We start from the raw sequence: 18,179 nt of genomic DNA, 5'->3' as shown, positions 1-18,179 counted from the left end.
ACTAAGCACGACAAAAAAGACGCCGGCCCTGTGCCGGCGTTTTTGTTTTTATGGTTTACCATCTGCCGCGGTTTACTGCGCCCGGATAAAGCTGCCGTCTGGCTGACGGGTAAAGAGAACCGGGCCGCTGGCGCTGTCGACCGTCAGACCCGTCACGGTGCCCTGTGCATCCTGCCGGATTTTCACCTGCTGACCACTTTTCAGTGAGCTCAGCGGCTGATCGTTACCCTCCACCCGTGCCATCGCAAACACATCATTCACCGGCAGGCTATTGTCGCGAAACAGCTGCGCCAGTGTCTGACCCGAGGTGATGGTCAGGCTGCGCCATGCCCCCTGAGAATCGGCTTTTGGTGTCGGCTGTGATGCGGAAGAAGAAGGCTGACGACTGCCGCCGTTGTTATCATAGATATCCGCCTGCATCGGCACCTCTTTTTCTGCAGAGGGCGTCGCGGGCTGTTCGACGGGATAGCGCAGCGTGCTGGCGGGCCAGAGAAACGCGACCAGTATCACCAGCAGGGCCAGCACGATGCCGCGCCGGTGTGGCGCAGGCAGCGGATCCATCCAGCCGATGTGATCGGTAAAATGCCAGATACGCTGAAGCCATGCTGGCAGGCGGGACGACGCGTCTGAAGCCATTCGGGGTTCCTCCTCTCCTGCAGGCCGCTGTGGCCTGCGTGCGGCCAGCCAGGCCTGCAGCCGGGAAACGGTATGTGTTGCACGCATCCTGCGACGGCGTGGGGCAATCTGGCCCATGTTGACTCTCTTATTCGTATGCTTAAGACGGGTAAATCCCATCAATAGTTATAGTATGGGCAATACTGGCGCGAAGTGCCTGCCAGCATTCATAAAATTGACGGCTCTATTGTTTCCTTTTCATCAGTAAAAGTCATCTGCGATGCAGGGCATTTTACGCCAGCGGCCTGCGCTGCTATGCTGCCGGTTCGAATTTATCCGAGAGTGAAAGGAACGAAGATGACTACCCCTTCTTTCGACAGCGTCGAAGCACAAGCAAGTTACGGTATTGGTTTACAGGTTGGCCAGCAGTTGCTGGAATCTGGTCTGCAGGGGCTGCAGCCAGAAGCACTGCTCGCGGGCCTGCGCGACGCGCTGGAAGGGAACTCGCCGGCCGTTCCGGTTGATGTGGTTCATCGCGCACTGCGTGAGGTGCATGAACGCGCTGAAGGCGTGCGTCGTGAGCGCACCGAAGCGATGGCTGCAGAAGGTCAGGCCTTCCTGCAGGAAAATGCGCAGCGTGAAGGCGTGAACAGCACCGAATCGGGCCTGCAATTCAGCGTGATCACGCAGGGCGAAGGCCCTATCCCATCACGTCAGGATCGCGTTCGCGTTCACTACACGGGCAAACTGATCGACGGCAGCGTGTTCGACAGCTCCGTTGCGCGTGGTGAACCGGCAGAATTCCCGGTAAGCGGCGTGATCCCAGGCTGGATCGAAGCCCTGACTCTGATGCCGGTTGGCTCGAAATGGGAACTGGTGATCCCGCAGAATCTCGCCTACGGCGAGCGTGGCGCGGGTGCCTCTATCCCGCCATTCAGCACCCTGGTCTTCGAAGTCGAACTGCTGGAAATTCTGTAATCTTCAACGCTGCAACCCGCGGGTTGCAGCGTTTCCCCCGCCTGTTACTGCTGTAAATTCACCTGCCACAACGCAAAGCCCGTCGCATCTGTGCCTTTGGGCTGCAGCGGATATTGCGCATGCTGCTGAATAAACCCGGTCGCTTTCTCACCCGGTGCCGTTTCGAACTGAATATCGAGCGGTGTGGAGGAGGTTATCGGCGCCAGCCGCCAGTTATTGTCAGCTTTTGGCTGCACTTCACCGTGCGCTTTGGTTTCCGCGCTGATGTAGGCGGCCACCACAGCGCGGTTCTCATCCGGCGAGGCAAACGCGATGTACCGATCGCCGGTGCCGGCAAACTTACCGCCATAGGCGCGATAGTTATTGGTCGCCACCAGGAAGGTTGCCTGCGGATCGACAGGCTTGCCCTGCCAGCTCAGCTGACGGATACGTGACGCCTCCGGATGGATCAGCTGACACTCCGCATCGTAGCGGGCAGGCTGGGTCACATCGATCTGATAGGTGACGCCATCGATCACATCGAAGTTATAGGTGCGGAAATCCCAGTTGATCAGCGACTGCGTTTTCGGGCTATGTGGGTCGATCTGGTTAAACTGCCCGGCGGAACACTCCAGCCACTCTTTGACCTGCGCGCCGCTGACTTTCATCACCACCAGGGTGTTCGGATAGAGATAGAGATCGGCAGCGTTACGGAAGGTCAGCGCGCCTTTTTCCACTTCCACATAGCTGGCCGGATCGTTTTTACGTCCGCCCGCTTTGAACGGCGCGGCCGCAGAGAGGACCGGCAGGCGGCCCAGGTCCGGATCGCCCTGGATAAAGTGCTCAACGTAGGCGCGCTGGGCATTGTTAACGATCTGCACCGTTGGATCGTCCTGCACCAGCGACAGATAGCTGTACATCACGTCGGCAGAGCGGCCGATAGGCTTCGCCACAAACTCCCGGGTAGCGCGGTGATCGTCAGCCAGGACTTTCACCAGCGCAGGATCTTCCGCCGCCAGCGACTTCTTCGCGGCAGTATCGTAGATGGGGCGCGCCTGGGCTTTACCGCTACTCACCTGCCAGTGCCCACCTTCATTGCTCAGCACCAGGTCAACCACGCCGAGATGGTCGCCCCACATGCCCGGCATCACCGCCGGGATCCCGTTCAGCGTGCCCTGTGTGATATCAGCGCCCCGGATGCCCGCAAAATCCTTACCGGGGAAAACGGCATGCGCATGACCGAACAGGATGGCGTTAATGCCTTCCACCTGGCTGAGGTAGTAAACCGAGTTCTCGGCCATGGCGTGCCAGGGCTCGCTGCTGAGGCCCGAATGGGGAATGGCGATAATCAGGTCTGCGCCCTGCGCCCGCATCTCCGGCACCAGGCGGCGTGCCGTCTCCGTAATGTCATCGACCCGCACCTTCCCCTGCAGGTTGGCCTTATCCCACACCATGATCTGGGGTGGCACAAAGCCGATATAGCCTATCTTCAGGGTCTGCGTATTGCCGTCGCGATCGACAACCTGGGTGGCTTTGATGAGGTAGGGCGTGAACAGGGGTTTACCGCTCTTCACGTCAATCACGTTGGCGTTTACATAGGGGAAGCGGGCGCCCGCCAGCGCTTTTTTCAGGTAGGGCAGGCCATAGTTGAACTCGTGGTTACCGAGGTTGCCGACGCTGTAATCCAGCGTGTTGAGGGCCTTGTAGACCGGGTGGATCTCGCCCTCGCGCAAGCCTTTTGCGGCCATATAGTCGCCCAGCGGGCTGCCCTGAATGATGTCGCCGTTATCGACCAGCAGGCTGTTTTTCACCTCCTGGCGCGCAGCATGAATCAGCGTGGCGGTGCGCACCAGGCCAAACTTCTCGGTTGGCGTGTCTTTGTAATAGTCAAAATCCATCATATTGCTGTGCAGATCGGTGGTTTCCAGTATCCGCAAATCCACCGTTGCGGCCTGTGTGGCGACGGAAATGCTCAGGGCCAGTAACATCATTCCGGGCTTAAACATGCTTGCTCCTGCTGCAGATTAATTTAAGGCTCTCAAAATAATGTAAAAGCGTGACAGATAGTCATTTTAAATCGTGATGGATATAACGTTTTGGCCGATCGGCCTGCGGCAGATTCTGATACAACAGCGGTACACAGGGGCAGGCATAGCGATAAACCGGCAACTATGGTATTGATATATCTATAAATTGGTTCGCTCTGTAACCGGTTAAAAAGGGCATCAGCCGAAACTGCTAAAATGTCACTATCTGACGCTGAGCTCTTCCTGCAGCAGATCGACATAATGAGGTGAAAAATGTTAGAGCAACTCTGCCAGCTGGCACGCGATGCAGGCGACGCGATTATGCAGGTCTATGACGGCGCCGCGCCGCTTGACGTTTCTCACAAATCGGATGATTCGCCGGTCACCGCCGCGGATATCGCCGCGCACAAGGTGATCCTGGCGGGCCTCAGGGCGCTGACGCCTGATTTACCTGTCCTGTCAGAGGAGGATCCACCTGCCTGGGAGGTGCGTCAGCACTGGCAGCGCTACTGGCTGGTCGATCCGCTGGATGGCACCAAAGAGTTTATCAAGCGCAACGGTGAGTTTACCGTGAATATCGCGCTGATCGAGGCGGGCAAGCCGGTGATGGGTGTGGTCTACGCGCCGGTGCTGGACGTGATGTACTCCGCAGCCGAAGGCAAAGCGTGGAAAGAGGAGGGCGGTCAGCGTGAGCAGATTCACGTGCGTGACGCCCGGCCGCCGCTGGTAGTGGTGAGCCGCTCTCATGGCGACGACGATGAGATGAAAGAGTATCTGAAGCAGCTTGGTGAGCATCAGACCGTCGCGACCGGCTCCTCGCTGAAATTCTGCCTGGTGGCGGAAGGAAAAGCCCAGCTTTATCCCCGCTTCGGGCCGACCAACATCTGGGATACGGGCGCGGGTCACGCGGTGGCGATGGCGGCGGGCGCGCATGTGCATGACTGGCAGGGCAGAACGCTGGACTACACGCCGCGTGAGTCCTTTCTTAACCCTGGCTTCCGCGTTTCGCTGTTTTAAGGCGTCGCGAAGACCTGAAAAACCCCGGCCACGCCGGGGTTCTTCCGTTACGCCTTTAGCAGCGCGTTGAGCAGCGCGATGACCTGTGTCACCTCATCCTGCGTCAGCGCACCATCCTTCACGAATTTCACTTTGCCCTGTTTATCCAGCACCACGATAGCAGAGCTGCCCGGCTGAAGCTGCCAGGCTCGCTGCACGTCACCCTTGCTGTCGACGATAAACTGCGACCACGGATACTGCTGTTTATTGGTTTCGATGCTGCTACGCACGAACATGCCCGTACCGGGGATTGCATCATCGGTGTTCACAATCGTTGTGGTCTGATAACGATCGTGGGGCAGTTTCGCGGCCTTGATCGCTTCGATCAGCGCCGCATTCATCTGCTTCGCGGATGAGCGACCAGCAATATGCTGGATAACGCGAACTTTTCCGCTCAGCTGCGCGCTATTCCAGTTTTTGTAGCTAAACTTCTCCTGCTGCAGGATAAGTTCACCTTTGTCGTTGACGCCTACTGCCGGAACGCGCGTCTCCTGTCTCAGATCGTGTGCCATAACGCCTGCCGGAATCAGAAACGAGAGCGTCAGCGCGGCCAGAATTGTTCGCATTGCTATTTCCTTAAGTGATCAGACCAGTTAGTCATTTTACTGCAATAGTAAGCAGGGATGATGCGCCTGTCCTGGAAAGGTGTCAGGTTTGTTATGCCCGCCACAATTCCTTAACCAATGAAGGTTTATACTGTGTTGCATCAGCCTGATAACAGACTGTTCTGTAATGATGTGTCAATTCAGTAAAAAAATTCACTTTTCGGAACACGACGTAGTTTCAGTGTTCTATAGTTATCGCGAATTCGCGCTTCATGGGCTGGCACCAAATTTGGAAACGGCGAAGCGTGCTTTAAAAATGTACAGGAGTTAGTCAGTATGAAAATCTTCCAGCGCTATAATCCGCTGCAGATAGCGAAATATGTAAAAACGCTGTTCAAAGGAAGGTTGTATATCAAGGACGTTGGCGCGTTCGAATTTGATAAGGGAAAAGTCCTTATTCCGCGTGTCAAAGACAAACAGCATCTGAGCGTGATGTCAGAAATTAACCGCCAGGTCGTGCGTCTCAAGCTTGAGTTCAACTAAAGACAAGGGCGCCGATGGCGCCCTTGATGCTTTTGCGGTCAGATTATCTGCGTCATCACTCTGAACCGGGCCTATCACCCCTTTCACAGACGCCCGCCCTCTGAAACCCCACGCCTGGCGGAACAGGCCCTGACTGGTTCTACTCGTCTTCGCTTTTGGTCATACTCAGCACCGGCGGTCGCTCATCGATGCGGGTCACCAGCAGCTGATCAATACGGTAGCTGTCGATATCCACCACCTCGAATTTGTAACCCGCGAACTTCACAAAGTCGGTGCGTTTCGGGATTTTACGCAGCATGTACATCATGAAGCCACCGATGGTTTCGTAGTTGCCGGACTGCGGGAACTCATCAATGTCCAGCACACGCATAACGTCATCGATCGGTGTGCCGCCTTCAACCAGCCATGAGTTCTCGTCACGGGCGACGATCTGCTCTTCCATCCCCTGACCAACCAGATCGCCCATCAGCGTGGTCATCACGTCATTCAGGGTAATGATGCCGACAACCAGCGCATATTCGTTCATGATCACCGCGAAATCTTCACCGGCGGTTTTAAAGCTTTCCAGCGCTTCGGAAAGGGTCAGCGTATCCGGCACGATCAGCGCGGAGCGAATCTGCAGGCCGCTGTTCAGCGCCATGCTCTGATTGCCCAGCACGCGCAGCAGCAGCTCTTTCGAGTCGACGTAACCGACGATATGGTCAATGTCGCCGCTACAGACTAAAAACTTGGAGTGCGGATGCTCGGCGATTTTCGTTTTCAGGCTGGCTTCATCTTCGTGCAGATCAAACCAGACAATATTCTCACGCGAGGTCATGGAAGAGGGAACGGTACGCGACTCCAGCTCGAACACGTTTTCAATCAGCTCATGCTCCTGCTTACGCAGCACCCCGGCCAGCGCACCTGCCTCAACGACCGCGTAGATATCGTCGGAGGTGATGTCATCTTTACGCACCATTGGCAGTTTAAAGAGACGGAAGAAGACGTTAGCCAGGCCATTAAACAGCCATACCAGCGGGCGCATAATCAGCAGACAGAAGCGCATCGGGTTGATGATGCGCAGCGCGATGGTTTCCGGTGCCACCATGCCGACCCGTTTCGGGGTTAAGTCGGCGAACAGGATAAACATGCTGGTGACGATGGTGAAGGAGCAGATAAAGCTGAGCTGCTCGGCCAGCTCCGGTGAGACAAACTGATCGAACAGGCCGCGGAAGACCGGTGAAAACGCCGCGTCACCGACGATACCGCCCAGGATGGCGACGGCGTTGAGGCCAATCTGCACCACGGTGAAAAACATGCCCGGCGTTTCCTGCATTTTCAGCACGCGCTGCGCATTGACATTGCCTTCATCGGCCAGCAGTTTCAGTTTGATCTTACGGGCAGCGGCCAGCGAGATCTCTGACAGAGAAAAAAAAGCACTGATTACGATCAGCAACAGAATGACAAGTAAGCTATCTAACATAGGAGATCCAAAGGGTTATCCACATGTCATTTTTGGCCTGGGCAGCGTGGGTAAGCGCAAACAGAGCGGGTTTATCCATGAAACAGAGCTATCCGTGCCAAAAATGTCTGCGCCATATCGACAGAGAATGAGATGTCGGGGCAGAAATGAAAACAGGCGGGATGCCTGTGGTGGCAGATTATAGCAGGAGCGCTCATCATGCCGCCAGAGGGCAAAATCACCCTGTCACGACGCATCCGGGGCCAGCGTGCCCGCTGCGTACTCCGGATTTATCTGAGTGCGTCGCTCCGGGCCGATCATTCCCTTGCGCAGGAGTTGTATCCCCCCCGTCATTTGCCGACAATGTGACGTTATTTGACTTAGATGTCAGCGTGGCGTCGCCGTTTACCATAAAGTGCGGCTATGATGAGGGTGTTGCCGTAGCGGTAGTGCGGGCAAAGATGATTAATAAATGCCCCGTGGAAAAGGGGCCGGCATGATTAACAGGAGTCCAGGTGCCACGATTTTACATATATTGCATGGCCAGCCTGCTGCTTGCCGCGCCCGCCCTTGAGGCGGCGACCGTGCGATTGCAGGTAGAGGGCTTAACCGGGGATTTGCAAAAGAATGTCAGGGCCCGCCTGTCAACCATTGGCAGCGATGAGGTTTCAAACGATGGCCGTTTTCGTGCCCGCGTCTCCGTCGCGATAAAAGAGGGGCTGCGCGCACTCGGCTATTACGAACCCACAATCGATTTCGAATCCCGTCCTGCGCCTGCGCAGGGCGGACGCCCGGTGCTGGTGGCAAAAGTGACCCCGGGCCAGCCGGTTAAAATCGGTGGCAGTACCATCGTCGTAGAAGGCGATGCGCGCAACGACGCCGATTACAAAGCCTGGGTAAAGCAGGGGCGGCCAAAAGTGGGCACCCAGCTCAATCACGGGCAATATGACAAATTCAAGAGCGGCTTCTCTAATCTCGCCCTGCGCAACGGTTACTTCGACGGCACCTTTAAAAAGAGCCAGCTTGGCGTGTCGGTCGAGCGGCATGAAGCCTTCTGGGATATCGATTACGACAGCGGCGAGCGTTATCGCTTCGGCGACGTGACCTTCCAGGGCTCGCAGATCCGCGAAGCGTACCTGCAAAATCTGGTGCCCTTTAAAGAGGGGGATTACTACAGCTCCCGCGATCTGGCCGAGCTGAACCGCCGCCTCTCCGCGACCGGCTGGTTTAATTCGGTGGTGGTCGCGCCGGAATTCAGCAAGGGCCGGAAGAGTAAGGTGCTGCCGCTGAACGCCGCCCTGTCGCCCCGCGTTGAAAACACGATTGAAACCGGTGTCGGCTACTCCACCGATGTGGGGCCCCGCCTGAAGGGAACCTGGAAGAAACCCTGGGTCAATGACCGTGGCCATAGCCTGACGGCCAGCGCCTATGTCTCTGCGCCCGAACAGCAGGTCGATTTAAGCTACAAAGTACCGCTGCTGAAAAGTCCGCTGGAGCAGTACTACACTTTCTCCGGCGGCCTGAAGCGAACCGACCTCAACGACACCAAAGCCGATACCAGCACGCTTGCCGTGTCGCGCAACTGGGACAGCAGCAGCGGCTGGCAGAAGGCCGTCAATCTGCGCTGGAGCCTGGACCACTTTACCCAGGGCAATGTAACCAACACCACCATGCTGCTCTATCCGGGCGTCAGCGTGAACCGCACCCGTTCGCGTGGCGGCCTGATGCCCACCTGGGGCGATACGCAGCGTTACTCCGTCGATGTCTCAGACACCACCTGGGGATCTGACGTCGACTTCCTGATCCTGCAGGCGCAAAACGTCTGGATCCGCACCCTGGGCGATAGCCATCGCTTTGTGGCCCGCGGCAATCTGGGCTGGATCGAAACCAACGATTTCGAGAAAGTGCCGCCGGATCTGCGCTTTTTTGCCGGCGGTGACCGCAGTATTCGTGGCTATAAATACAAAAATATCTCCCCGCGCGACGAGGATGGCAAACTCACGGGGGCCTCAAAACTGGCCACCGGGTCGCTGGAGTATCAGTACAACGTCACCGGTAAATGGTGGGGAGCCGTGTTTGTGGACTCCGGCGAAGCGGTGAACGACATCAAACAAAGCAACGTCAAGACCGGCGCGGGTGTCGGTGTGCGCTGGTCTTCACCGGTCGGACCCATCAAATTTGATATCGCCAGGCCCATTGGCGATGACGAGGAGCATGGATTGCAATTTTACGTAGGACTGGGGCCTGAACTATGAAGCTGTGGAAAAAGGTCCTGATCGGTATTCTGATCTTTCTGGTGCTGCTGCTGGGCGGCGTGGCGTTTTTAATTGGCACCACGCCGGGGCTGCATCTGGTGCTGAAGGGCGCATCGCGCTGGGTACCGGGCCTCTCGATTAAACAGGTGGACGGCGGCTGGCGTAACCTGACGCTTAACGGTCTGCGTTACGAGATGCCGGGCGTCAGCGTGGATGCCGGGCAGATCCATCTGGCCGTCAATCTTAACTGTCTGCTGCACTCCTCAGTCTGCGTGAATGACATCTCCCTGCGCGACATCAGCGTAGTGGTCGACAGCAAAAAGATGACGCCTGCCGCGCAGGCGCCGGAAGAGGAGAGTGGCAACACGAACCTCAGCACGCCATACCCGATCACGCTGACGCATCTTGGCCTGCACAATATCAATGTGAAGGTTGATGACACGGCGATCTCGCTGCTCGATTTCACCACCGGCCTGCAGTGGCAGGATCGCGCGCTGACGCTGAATCCGACCCATATTCAAAGCCTGCTGATTGCGCTGCCAAAGGCGGCGAAAGTCGTGAATGAAGAGGTGGTGCAGCCAAAAGTGCAGCAGCCCCATCCCGCTGAGAAGCCGCTGGGTGAAACGCTGCAGGCGATGTTTGCGCAGCCTCTGCTGCCCGCATTGCCCGATTTCCGTCTGCCGCTGGATATTGATGTGCAGCAGATTCTGGGTGAACAGCTGCGTATCACCGGCGACACCGATATTTCGGTCAGCCGGCTGCTGCTGAAAGCCAGAACCGCCGATCGTCAGATGCAGCTGACGACGCTGGAAGTGGACTCGAACCTGGGCAAGCTTAACGGCAGCGGACAGGCGACGCTTGCGGATAACTGGCCGGTCGATTTTGCCCTGAACGGCACGGTCAATACCGACCCGATTAAAGGCGAAAAGCTGGCGCTGAAACTGAATGGCGCGATGCGTGACGAGCTGAAGCTGGGGCTGAACCTCTCAGGTCCGGTCAACGCGCAGCTGGATGCCACGACGCAGCTGGCGGTGGCGGGACTGCCGTTGTCATTGCAGCTGACCAGTCCGCAGCTGCGCTGGCCGTTAACCGGCCCGGTGCAGTATCAGGCGGATAAGCTGGATTATCAGTTCAAAGGCAAGGCCACCGACTATGTGATGTCACTGCAGACCGCTGTGAAGGGGGAATCGGTGCCGCCGGCCAGCGTGTCGCTGACCGGTAAGGGCAATGTCGAACAGTTCAGCCTTGACCGTCTGCGCATTGCCGCGCTGCAGGGCAATATTGACCTCACCGCGCTGGTGGACTGGCACAAAGCGATTAGCTGGCGCAGTGAACTGACGCTGGCGGGCATCAACACGGCAAAACAGTATCCCGACTGGCCCGCGCGGCTGGATGGCAGGATCACCACCCGCGGCAGTCTCTATGGCGGCAGCTGGCAGCTGAGCGTGCCGCAGCTGCAGCTCAAAGGCAATGTGAAACAGAACGCGGTAACTGCAGACGGCTCGCTGACCGGTAACAGCTACAACCAGTGGACGGTGCCGGGCATCAAACTGGCGCTGGGCCGCAACCATCTGGATGTTAAAGGAGCGCTGGGCGACAGCCTGGATCTCGACGCCAGCATCAACGCGCCGCAGCTCGACAATGCGCTGCCGGGCCTGGGCGGCGTCATTAACGGCACTCTTAAAGCGCGCGGCACCCTGAAAGCGCCGCAGCTGCTGGCCGACCTCAATGGTCGCGGGCTACGCTGGCAGCAGATGCAGATTAACCGCGTCACGCTGAACGGTGACGTTCGTTCCGGCGAGCAGGTCGCGGGCAAGCTGCAACTGCGCGTCGAGCAGCTGAAGCAGGATGCGCTGAACATCAGCCTGCTGACGCTGAACGCCGACGGTAACGAAAAGCAGCATCAGCTGAAGCTCACTGTGCAGGGCAAGCCGGTCTCCGGCCAGCTGGCGCTGAACGGCAGCTTTGATCGCCAGACCGAACGCTGGAAAGGGTCGCTCAACGACACGCGTTTTGATACGCCGGTCGGAGAGTGGCGTCTGACCCGCGCAATGGCAATTGACTACCTAAACAGCCGCCAGACGGCGACGATTGGCCCGCACTGCTGGCAGAACCCCAATGCGCAGCTCTGCGTACCGGAGTCGGTTGAAGCCGGGCCAGCAGGCCATGCGCACGTGGTGCTGAACCGCTTTGACCTGGCGATGGTTAAACCCTTTATGCCGGATGCCACACAACTGAGCGGCCTGTTCAGCGGAGATGTGCGCGTGAACTGGACCGCAGACGGCGGACTGCCGACCGGCACCGTGGCGCTAAAAGGCAACGGCGTGAAAGTGGTGCAGGATGTGCAGGGTAACAGCCTGCCGATCGCCTTTGACACGCTGAACCTTAATGCCGCGCTGCGCAACGGACGCGCCCAGCTCGACTGGCTGCTCCGCATCGCCGGAAACGGCCAGCTCGATGGCAACGTGCAGATCACCGATCCGCAAAACCGTCGCACACTGGGCGGTAACGTCAATATTCGCAATCTCTCGCTGGCGATGCTGAATCCTGCGCTGATGCAGGGCGAAAAGATCAAGGGCAACCTGAACAGCGCTCTGCGCCTGGGCGGCAGCATTCAGCAACCACAGGTATTTGGCCAGCTGGGCCTGACCGGGGTGGATGTGGATGGCAACTTTATGCCGGTGGATCTGACCAATGCCAATCTGAATGTGGTGTTCAACGGCATGAGTTCGACCCTGAACGGTCTGGTGCAGACCACCCAGGGGAACATCAACCTTAGCGGTAATGCGGACTGGAGCCAGCTCGATAACTGGCGCGCGCGCATCGCAGCGCAGGGCAGCCGGGTGCGCGTCACGGTACCGCCGATGGTGCGGATGGATGTCTCACCGGATCTGGTGTTTGAAGCGACGCCAGCCGCCTTTAACCTGGATGGGCGGGTTGATATTCCGTGGGCGCGTATCACGGTGCAGGAAGTGCCGGAGAGCGCCACCGGGGTTTCATCCGATGAGGTGATGCTGGATGAGCAGCTTAAGCCGATTGCACCGAAAACCGCCTCGATCCCGATCAACAGTAATCTGGTGATCCATGTCGGCAACGATGTGCGGCTCTCCGCATTTGGCCTGAAGGCAAAACTGAACGGCGATCTGAAGATGGTGCAGGATAAATCCGGACTGGGTCTGAATGGGCAGATCAACATCCCCTCCGGTCGTTTCCATGCCTATGGTCAGGATCTGATCGTGCGTAAAGGCGAGCTGCAGTTTGCCGGTCCGCCGGATCAGCCTTACGTCAATCTCGAAGCGATTCGTAACCCGGATGCGACCGAAGATGGGGTTACGGCGGGCCTGCGCGTCACCGGTCTGGCGGATGAGCCGAAAGCGGAAGTCTTCTCCGATCCGGCGATGTCGCAACAGGAAGCGCTCTCTTACCTGCTGCGTGGTCAGGGATTAGGCAGCGATGGCGACAGTAACGCACTGACTTCGGCCCTTGTTGGCTTAGGGGTTGCACAAAGTGGGCAGGTTGTGGGTAAAATCGGGGAGACATTCGGTGTCAGCAATCTTGCTGTTGATACTGCGGGTGTTGGCGACAGCCAGCAGGTGCAGGTCAGCGGCTATGTGCTGCCGGGTCTGCAGGTAAAATACGGTGTTGGCATATTTGATTCACTGGCGACGTTAACCTTGCGTTACCGCCTGATGCCCAAACTCTATCTGGAAGCCGTGTCCGGTGTGGATCAGGCTCTCGATTTGCTCTATCAGTTTGAGTTTTAGCAATGCGAATAATTGTCTACGGCAGTTTACGGCGCAAACAGGGAAACAGTCACTGGATGACAAATGCGCAGTGGCTGGGTGATCACCAGATTGAGGGCTTCGAGCTTTACAATCTGGGCCATTATCCCGGCGTAATTGAGGGCAACGGAACGGTACATTGCGAAGTGTACCGCATTGATGCCTCAACCCTGGCGGAGCTGGATGCGCTCCGTACCAAAGGGGGAGAGTACAAACGTTATCTGACTCAGACGCCGTTTGGCAGTGCATGGCTTTATGTCTATCAACGCTCAGTGGCAGGACGCCAGCGCATCACGAGTGGAGACTGGCTGAAGCGCGATGAGGCGCCAGAGGCCTGAATAAAAACACCGTCCAGATGGACGGTGTTTTTTTTCGACTCACCAACCGGCAGCAGAATTATTTCTTCTGCGCACGCTCGTAAGAGGAGATGATTTCGGCTTTAGCGGCTTCAGCATTGTCCCAGCCATCCACTTTCACCCATTTGCCTTTTTCCAGATCTTTGTAGTGCTCAAAGAAGTGGGTGATCTGAGCGCGCAGCAGTTCTGGCAGATCGTTCACATCTTTGATGTGATCGTACTCTTTAGAGAGCTTGGTGTGCGGAACGGCAACCAGTTTGGCATCTTCGCCAGACTCGTCGGTCATTTTCAGCACGCCAACCGGACGGCAGCGGATCACTGAGCCTGGAACCAGTGGATACGGGGTCGGAACCAGTACGTCAACCGGGTCACCATCCAGAGAAAGGGTGTTGTTGATGTAACCGTAGTTGCACGGATAGAACATCGCAGTAGACATGAAACGGTCTACAAACAGGGCGCCAGACTCTTTATCAACTTCATATTTGATCGGATCAGCATTTGCTGGGATCTCAATGACAACGTAGATATCTTCTGGCAGGTCTTTACCTGCTGGCACCTGGTTCAAACTCATCGGGTATTCCTTCAATGGTCGTGTGTTGAGTGTCGGCTATTATAGCCAACTGACTCTGAAAGTATGCCCTCTTTTTAGCGTTTCGGAATGCGCCCAAACGCTACTTTGCGGCCACTAACAGCGAAACAATTCCTGCAGCAATCAGTGGTCCTACCGGCACGCCCCGGAAGAATGCGACGCCGATAACTGTGCCGATCAAAAGCCCGCCAATCACCGAAGGCTGTGCGCTCATAAAATTCACGCCCCGTCCGCCCAGCCAGGCCACGAAAATCCCCACCAGGATCGCCACAATCGACTGCCAGTTAGCAAACGACTTAATCAGCGACGAGGCGGGCAGCGAACCGCTGGCCAGCGGCGCCATCACTGCCACGGTCAGGATAATGATGCCCAGAGTAATGCCCTGTTTTTCCACATAGGGGAAAAAGTGGGAGAGCGGGGTCAGTTTAATGGCCAGCAGGACCAGAATAGAGATCGTGACCGCCGTGTTGTGAACGAAGTAGCTCAGTACGGCGAGGCCGATAAGAATAAGGGTTGAGGCGTAAGCAGCCATGGTATTTTCCTGAAGGTGAGGGGGCGCACTGAGTCGCCAGCGTGACAGCCACTGGAGTCAGCAATCATCCGGATTCGCGCAACTGCCTTTACCCAGCGACTGCAACATCAGCGCCTGATTGCGCACCAGGTGCATCTCCTGGGCGCTCAGGGCGACGCTGCCCAGCGTGCCCTGATTTTTAAGCTGACGCCGGCTGGCCTCAAGCCAGCGATCGCGGTAGTTCAGCCATGCGCGCTGCGCGCGCCGCAGCGTTGTTTTTTCCTCCCCGCTGAGACGCGTCATCAGCTGGGTGTATTGCGTATTCATCGTCTGATCCCAGGCCTGGGTCGCCGCCGCATAGCACTGATTCATGGCAAGCGTCGTTGTGGCCTTATCCAGGCAGCGATCAAGGGACGCGCCGGATTTCAGATCCTCTGCCATCGTTGCGGCACTGACAAGCAGCAGCATCAGAAACAATCCTGGTTTCATCGGTTTCTCCGGAAAAAAAGGGCGGCGATCAGCTTGCTGGATGTTGCCTGGATGATCAAGTTGTTAACACGCAATTCATCCGGGTTAAAGTTTCGCACCGTTATTGCCGATACCTCTTGCGCTTTAGGGCCGCGTAAATTTCGCCTTTTTTCACACATGGAAATCATCAGGATGAAACAGATATCACTTCGCACGGGGTTGCTGGCGCTGCTGGCATTTATGACACTGCTGCTGTTGGCGGTGAGTTTTATGGGAATTGTGGCAATTAATAAAGGCAATCGCTCGCTGGATGTGATCAACCGCATTCAGGGGATTGAGCTGAACAGTCTTTATCAGAGCAATGCCGATCTGATGCGAGCCCGCGCCAACGCGGCGCTGGCGGTGCGAAAAATTGAGATTGGTATGCTGGAAGAGGGCGCGGCCGTGACAAAACTGTCACAGGCCGATGTGGTGTCATCCCAGCAGAACCTGAAACGTTTTATTGATGCGGGAACGGTGACGGCACACGGAAAAATGCTGGCGGATGCGATTGCAGCCAGCTACAAAGCTTATCTCGACCAGGGCATCAGGCCGATGATGGACGCGCTGGATAAGCAGTATACCGACGAATATTACCAGCTGCTGGAAGGCAATCTGGCGACGCTGGCGGCCGGTTACAACAAAGCCGTTACTGACTTCAGTCAGTTCGCTGGGCAGGTGACGCAGGCCCAGCTGGCGCAGGCGGCCCACAACGAAACCAAAATGAAAATCCTGATCGCCGTGGCGGTGATCTTAACCCTGATGCTGCTGGTACTCGCCTGGCAGCTGTTACGCCGGCTGCTGCTGCTGCCGCTGAACAGCGCGATCGTGCATCTTGAGCAGATTTCGACAGGCGATCTGTCTCAGGTGCTGCCGCCCTCCAGCAACAACGAACTGGGACGGCTTAACCGCGCGCTCACCGACATGCAGGCGTCGTTACGTCGCTCGGTCAGCCAGGTCCGCGAAGCCAGCATGCAGATCGACATCGGCAGCCGTGAACTGGCTGCGGGCAACGTCAATCTGTCGCAGCGCACCGAAGAGTCGGCGGCGTCGCTGGAGCAGACCGCAGCCAGCATGGAGCAGCTCACGGCGACGGTCCGGCTGAACGCCAGCAATGCTCAGCAGGCGCATAAGCTGGCGAACGCCGTCTCCGACACCGCCGATCGCGGTGCGGAGGTGGTCAGCTACGTGATGGAAAAAATGCATGAGATCACCGACAGCGCCAATCGTATTGGCGATATCCTCAGCGTGATCGACGGCATCGCTTTCCAGACCAATATCCTGGCACTCAACGCCGCCGTAGAAGCGGCGCGGGCAGGTGAGCAGGGGCGGGGTTTCGCGGTGGTGGCAAACGAAGTGCGCACGCTGGCACAGCGCAGCGCCAGTGCCGCTAAAGAGATCCGCGCGCTAATCAGCGATTCACAATCGCGTGTAAAAGAGGGCAGTGAGATGGCGACGCGCGCCGGGGAAACGATGGATGAGATTTCGGGTGAGGTCATGCGCGTTACCGCATTGATGAAAGAGATCTCTACGGCCTCCGACGAGCAGAGTCGCGGCATTGAGCAGGTCAATCTGGCCGTAACACAGATGGATGCGGCGGCGCAGCAGAACGCCGCGCTGGTGGAGCAGGCGACAGCGGCGACGCAGTCGCTGGAAGCCCAGTCCGATCAGCTTCAGGCTACGATGGCGCAGTTCAGACTGCAGACGGCGTAACGATCAGGGGAGGGGGAACTCGCCCCCAGACCCGAACGGCGGCTCTCTGACGGTCGAATCATCGCCACGCCGGATCAAAAAAGCCAGAGCACGTTAATCGCGCTCTGGCTTTTTACTTTTCTGGCTTAAACCGCGACCGGCTTAGCCCTGACGGCAATCCGGGAACTCGGCCAGGAAACGCTCAACGTCATTCACCATCGCCTCATTACCGCAGTAGAACGGGCAGCGCTGGTGCAGCGTGACGGGTGGAATATCCAGAATACGACGCTGACCATCGCTGGCTTTACCGCCCGCCTGTTCGGCCAGGAAGGCCATCGGGTTGCACTCATACAGCAGACGCAGCTTGCCCTGAGGATGGCTGGCGGTGCTTGGGTAGAGGTAGATGCCGCCTTTCAGCAGGTTACGATGGAAATCCGCAACCAGCGAACCGATGTAACGCGAGGTGTAAGGGCGATGGGTCGGCAGATCCTCTTCCTGACAGAACTTCAGATATTTCTTCACGCCCTGGGGGAAACGGATGTAGTTGCCTTCGTTGATGGAGTAGGTGTAACCGGTCTCCGGATAGGTCATACGTTCGTGGCTCAGGCAGAATACACCCAGCGACGGATCGTAGGTAAACGCATGCACACCTACGCCGGTGGTGTAGACCATCATGGTGGATGAGCCGTAAACCACATAGCCTGCAGCGACCTGCTTGTTACCCGGCTGCATGAAGTCCGCTTCAACGACCGGTGTACCCGGTTCGCTGACGCGATGATAGATAGAGAAAATGGTGCCGACAGAAACGTTAACGTCAATGTTAGACGAACCATCCAGCGGGTCCATTAACACCACATATTTGCCGTTCTCCTCACCTTCGAAGATCACGAATTCATCTTCTTCCTCCGAAGCGATACCGGCGACGATGCCACGCGCTTTCAGGGCTGCCTTGAGTTTTTCATTGGCGAACAGATCGAGTTTCATCTGCTGTTCACCCTGAACATTTTCCACACCACTGGCACCGAGGATATCCACTAACCCGGCTTTGTTGATGTCGCGGTGAATGATTTTGGCACCCAGCTTGATAGCTGAGATCAGTGCCGTCAGTTCACCTGTGGCGTGCGGAAAGTCGTGCTGCTTCTCGACGATAAATTCGCCCAACGTTTTCATAACACATTCCCTGAATCTGCGATGGAGTGGCAGCACGCGTAACAGTCTGCCAACGGATGCGTACGCAGTTTAGCCGATTGAACTTCAAAAACCATAGTCCTAATCCGTTTCTTCCGTCTGCGAGCGGGGGTAC

15 protein-coding genes are annotated in these 18,179 nt (G+C 57.2%); 7 read left to right on the top strand and 8 right to left on the bottom strand.

Annotation, left to right across the window (positions count from 1 at the left end; translation table 11 throughout):
* Positions 1-72 precede the first annotated feature (72 nt).
* Entirely contained in the window at positions 73-753 is a 681-nt protein-coding gene (locus RT657_RS14575) for an OapA family protein (protein ID WP_313655311.1), read from the bottom strand.
* A 219-nt stretch (positions 754-972) separates the two neighbouring features.
* On the opposite strand from RT657_RS14575, the gene fklB reads away from it, so the two are divergent.
* Positions 973-1,593 (top strand): FKBP-type peptidyl-prolyl cis-trans isomerase, encoded by a 621-nt coding sequence (fklB, locus tag RT657_RS14570; protein ID WP_313655310.1) that lies wholly within the window; start codon positions 973-975, stop codon positions 1,591-1,593.
* A gap of 44 nt (positions 1,594-1,637) precedes the next feature.
* Here fklB and RT657_RS14565 read toward each other — a convergent pair whose 3' ends face one another.
* Complete coding sequence (locus RT657_RS14565; protein ID WP_313655309.1) at positions 1,638-3,578, bottom strand: bifunctional 2',3'-cyclic-nucleotide 2'-phosphodiesterase/3'-nucleotidase; 1,941 nt, start codon at positions 3,576-3,578, stop codon at positions 1,638-1,640.
* Positions 3,579-3,872: 294 nt separating this feature from the next.
* Here RT657_RS14565 and cysQ point away from each other — a divergent pair, with 294 nt between their 5' ends.
* Positions 3,873-4,616 (top strand): 3'(2'),5'-bisphosphate nucleotidase CysQ, encoded by a 744-nt coding sequence (cysQ, locus tag RT657_RS14560; RefSeq protein ID WP_313655308.1) that lies wholly within the window; start codon positions 3,873-3,875, stop codon positions 4,614-4,616.
* Between the two features lie 47 nt (positions 4,617-4,663).
* On the opposite strand, the gene RT657_RS14555 is transcribed toward cysQ, so the two are convergent.
* Positions 4,664-5,221 (bottom strand): YtfJ family protein, encoded by a 558-nt coding sequence (locus RT657_RS14555; protein WP_313655305.1) that lies wholly within the window; start codon positions 5,219-5,221, stop codon positions 4,664-4,666.
* A gap of 315 nt (positions 5,222-5,536) precedes the next feature.
* Between RT657_RS14555 and RT657_RS14550 the strand changes: the two genes are divergently transcribed.
* Complete coding sequence (locus tag RT657_RS14550; RefSeq protein WP_003855513.1) at positions 5,537-5,743, top strand: DUF1107 domain-containing protein; 207 nt, start codon at positions 5,537-5,539, stop codon at positions 5,741-5,743.
* A 139-nt stretch (positions 5,744-5,882) separates the two neighbouring features.
* Here RT657_RS14550 and RT657_RS14545 read toward each other — a convergent pair whose 3' ends face one another.
* Positions 5,883-7,205, bottom strand: a complete 1,323-nt coding sequence (locus RT657_RS14545) for a hemolysin family protein (protein ID WP_313655303.1) — start codon at positions 7,203-7,205, stop codon at positions 5,883-5,885.
* Positions 7,206-7,723: 518 nt separating this feature from the next.
* On the opposite strand from RT657_RS14545, the gene RT657_RS14540 reads away from it, so the two are divergent.
* From RT657_RS14540 to RT657_RS14530, 3 genes are read left to right on the top strand one after another with little or no spacing between them, the layout of a single operon-like run.
* Positions 7,724-9,439, top strand: a complete 1,716-nt coding sequence (locus RT657_RS14540) for an autotransporter assembly complex family protein (RefSeq protein WP_313655347.1) — start codon at positions 7,724-7,726, stop codon at positions 9,437-9,439.
* On the top strand, positions 9,436-13,203 hold the full coding sequence (locus tag RT657_RS14535) for a translocation/assembly module TamB domain-containing protein (protein WP_313655301.1): 3,768 nt from the start codon (positions 9,436-9,438) through the stop codon (positions 13,201-13,203). Before RT657_RS14540 ends, RT657_RS14535 begins: the two co-directional genes overlap by 4 nt.
* Positions 13,204-13,205: 2 nt before the next feature.
* A complete protein-coding gene (locus RT657_RS14530; RefSeq protein WP_313655299.1) occupies positions 13,206-13,559 on the top strand; it encodes a gamma-glutamylcyclotransferase in 354 nt (117 codons plus the stop codon).
* A gap of 58 nt (positions 13,560-13,617) precedes the next feature.
* Here RT657_RS14530 and ppa read toward each other — a convergent pair whose 3' ends face one another.
* The 3 genes from ppa to RT657_RS14515 form a co-directional block, all read right to left on the bottom strand.
* A complete protein-coding gene (gene ppa, locus RT657_RS14525) occupies positions 13,618-14,148 on the bottom strand; it encodes an inorganic diphosphatase (protein ID WP_111139235.1) in 531 nt (176 codons plus the stop codon).
* Positions 14,149-14,248: 100 nt separating this feature from the next.
* On the bottom strand, positions 14,249-14,698 hold the full coding sequence (locus tag RT657_RS14520) for a DUF441 domain-containing protein (RefSeq protein ID WP_313655297.1): 450 nt from the start codon (positions 14,696-14,698) through the stop codon (positions 14,249-14,251).
* Positions 14,699-14,755: 57 nt separating this feature from the next.
* A complete protein-coding gene (locus RT657_RS14515) occupies positions 14,756-15,166 on the bottom strand; it encodes a lysozyme inhibitor LprI family protein (protein ID WP_313655296.1) in 411 nt (136 codons plus the stop codon).
* A 171-nt stretch (positions 15,167-15,337) separates the two neighbouring features.
* Here RT657_RS14515 and RT657_RS14510 point away from each other — a divergent pair, with 171 nt between their 5' ends.
* A complete protein-coding gene (locus RT657_RS14510) occupies positions 15,338-16,897 on the top strand; it encodes a methyl-accepting chemotaxis protein (RefSeq protein WP_313655295.1) in 1,560 nt (519 codons plus the stop codon).
* A gap of 141 nt (positions 16,898-17,038) precedes the next feature.
* On the opposite strand, the gene fbp is transcribed toward RT657_RS14510, so the two are convergent.
* Entirely contained in the window at positions 17,039-18,046 is a 1,008-nt protein-coding gene (gene fbp / locus RT657_RS14505; protein ID WP_313655294.1) for a class 1 fructose-bisphosphatase, read from the bottom strand.
* Positions 18,047-18,179: the final 133 nt, after the last annotated feature.

This window comes from Pantoea sp. (genome assembly GCF_032114055.1).
In the GTDB taxonomy this organism is placed as follows: domain Bacteria; phylum Pseudomonadota; class Gammaproteobacteria; order Enterobacterales; family Enterobacteriaceae; genus Pantoea.
The sequence above is the reverse complement of the archived record's forward strand: the minus strand, read 5'-3'. Positions and strand labels throughout refer to the sequence as shown.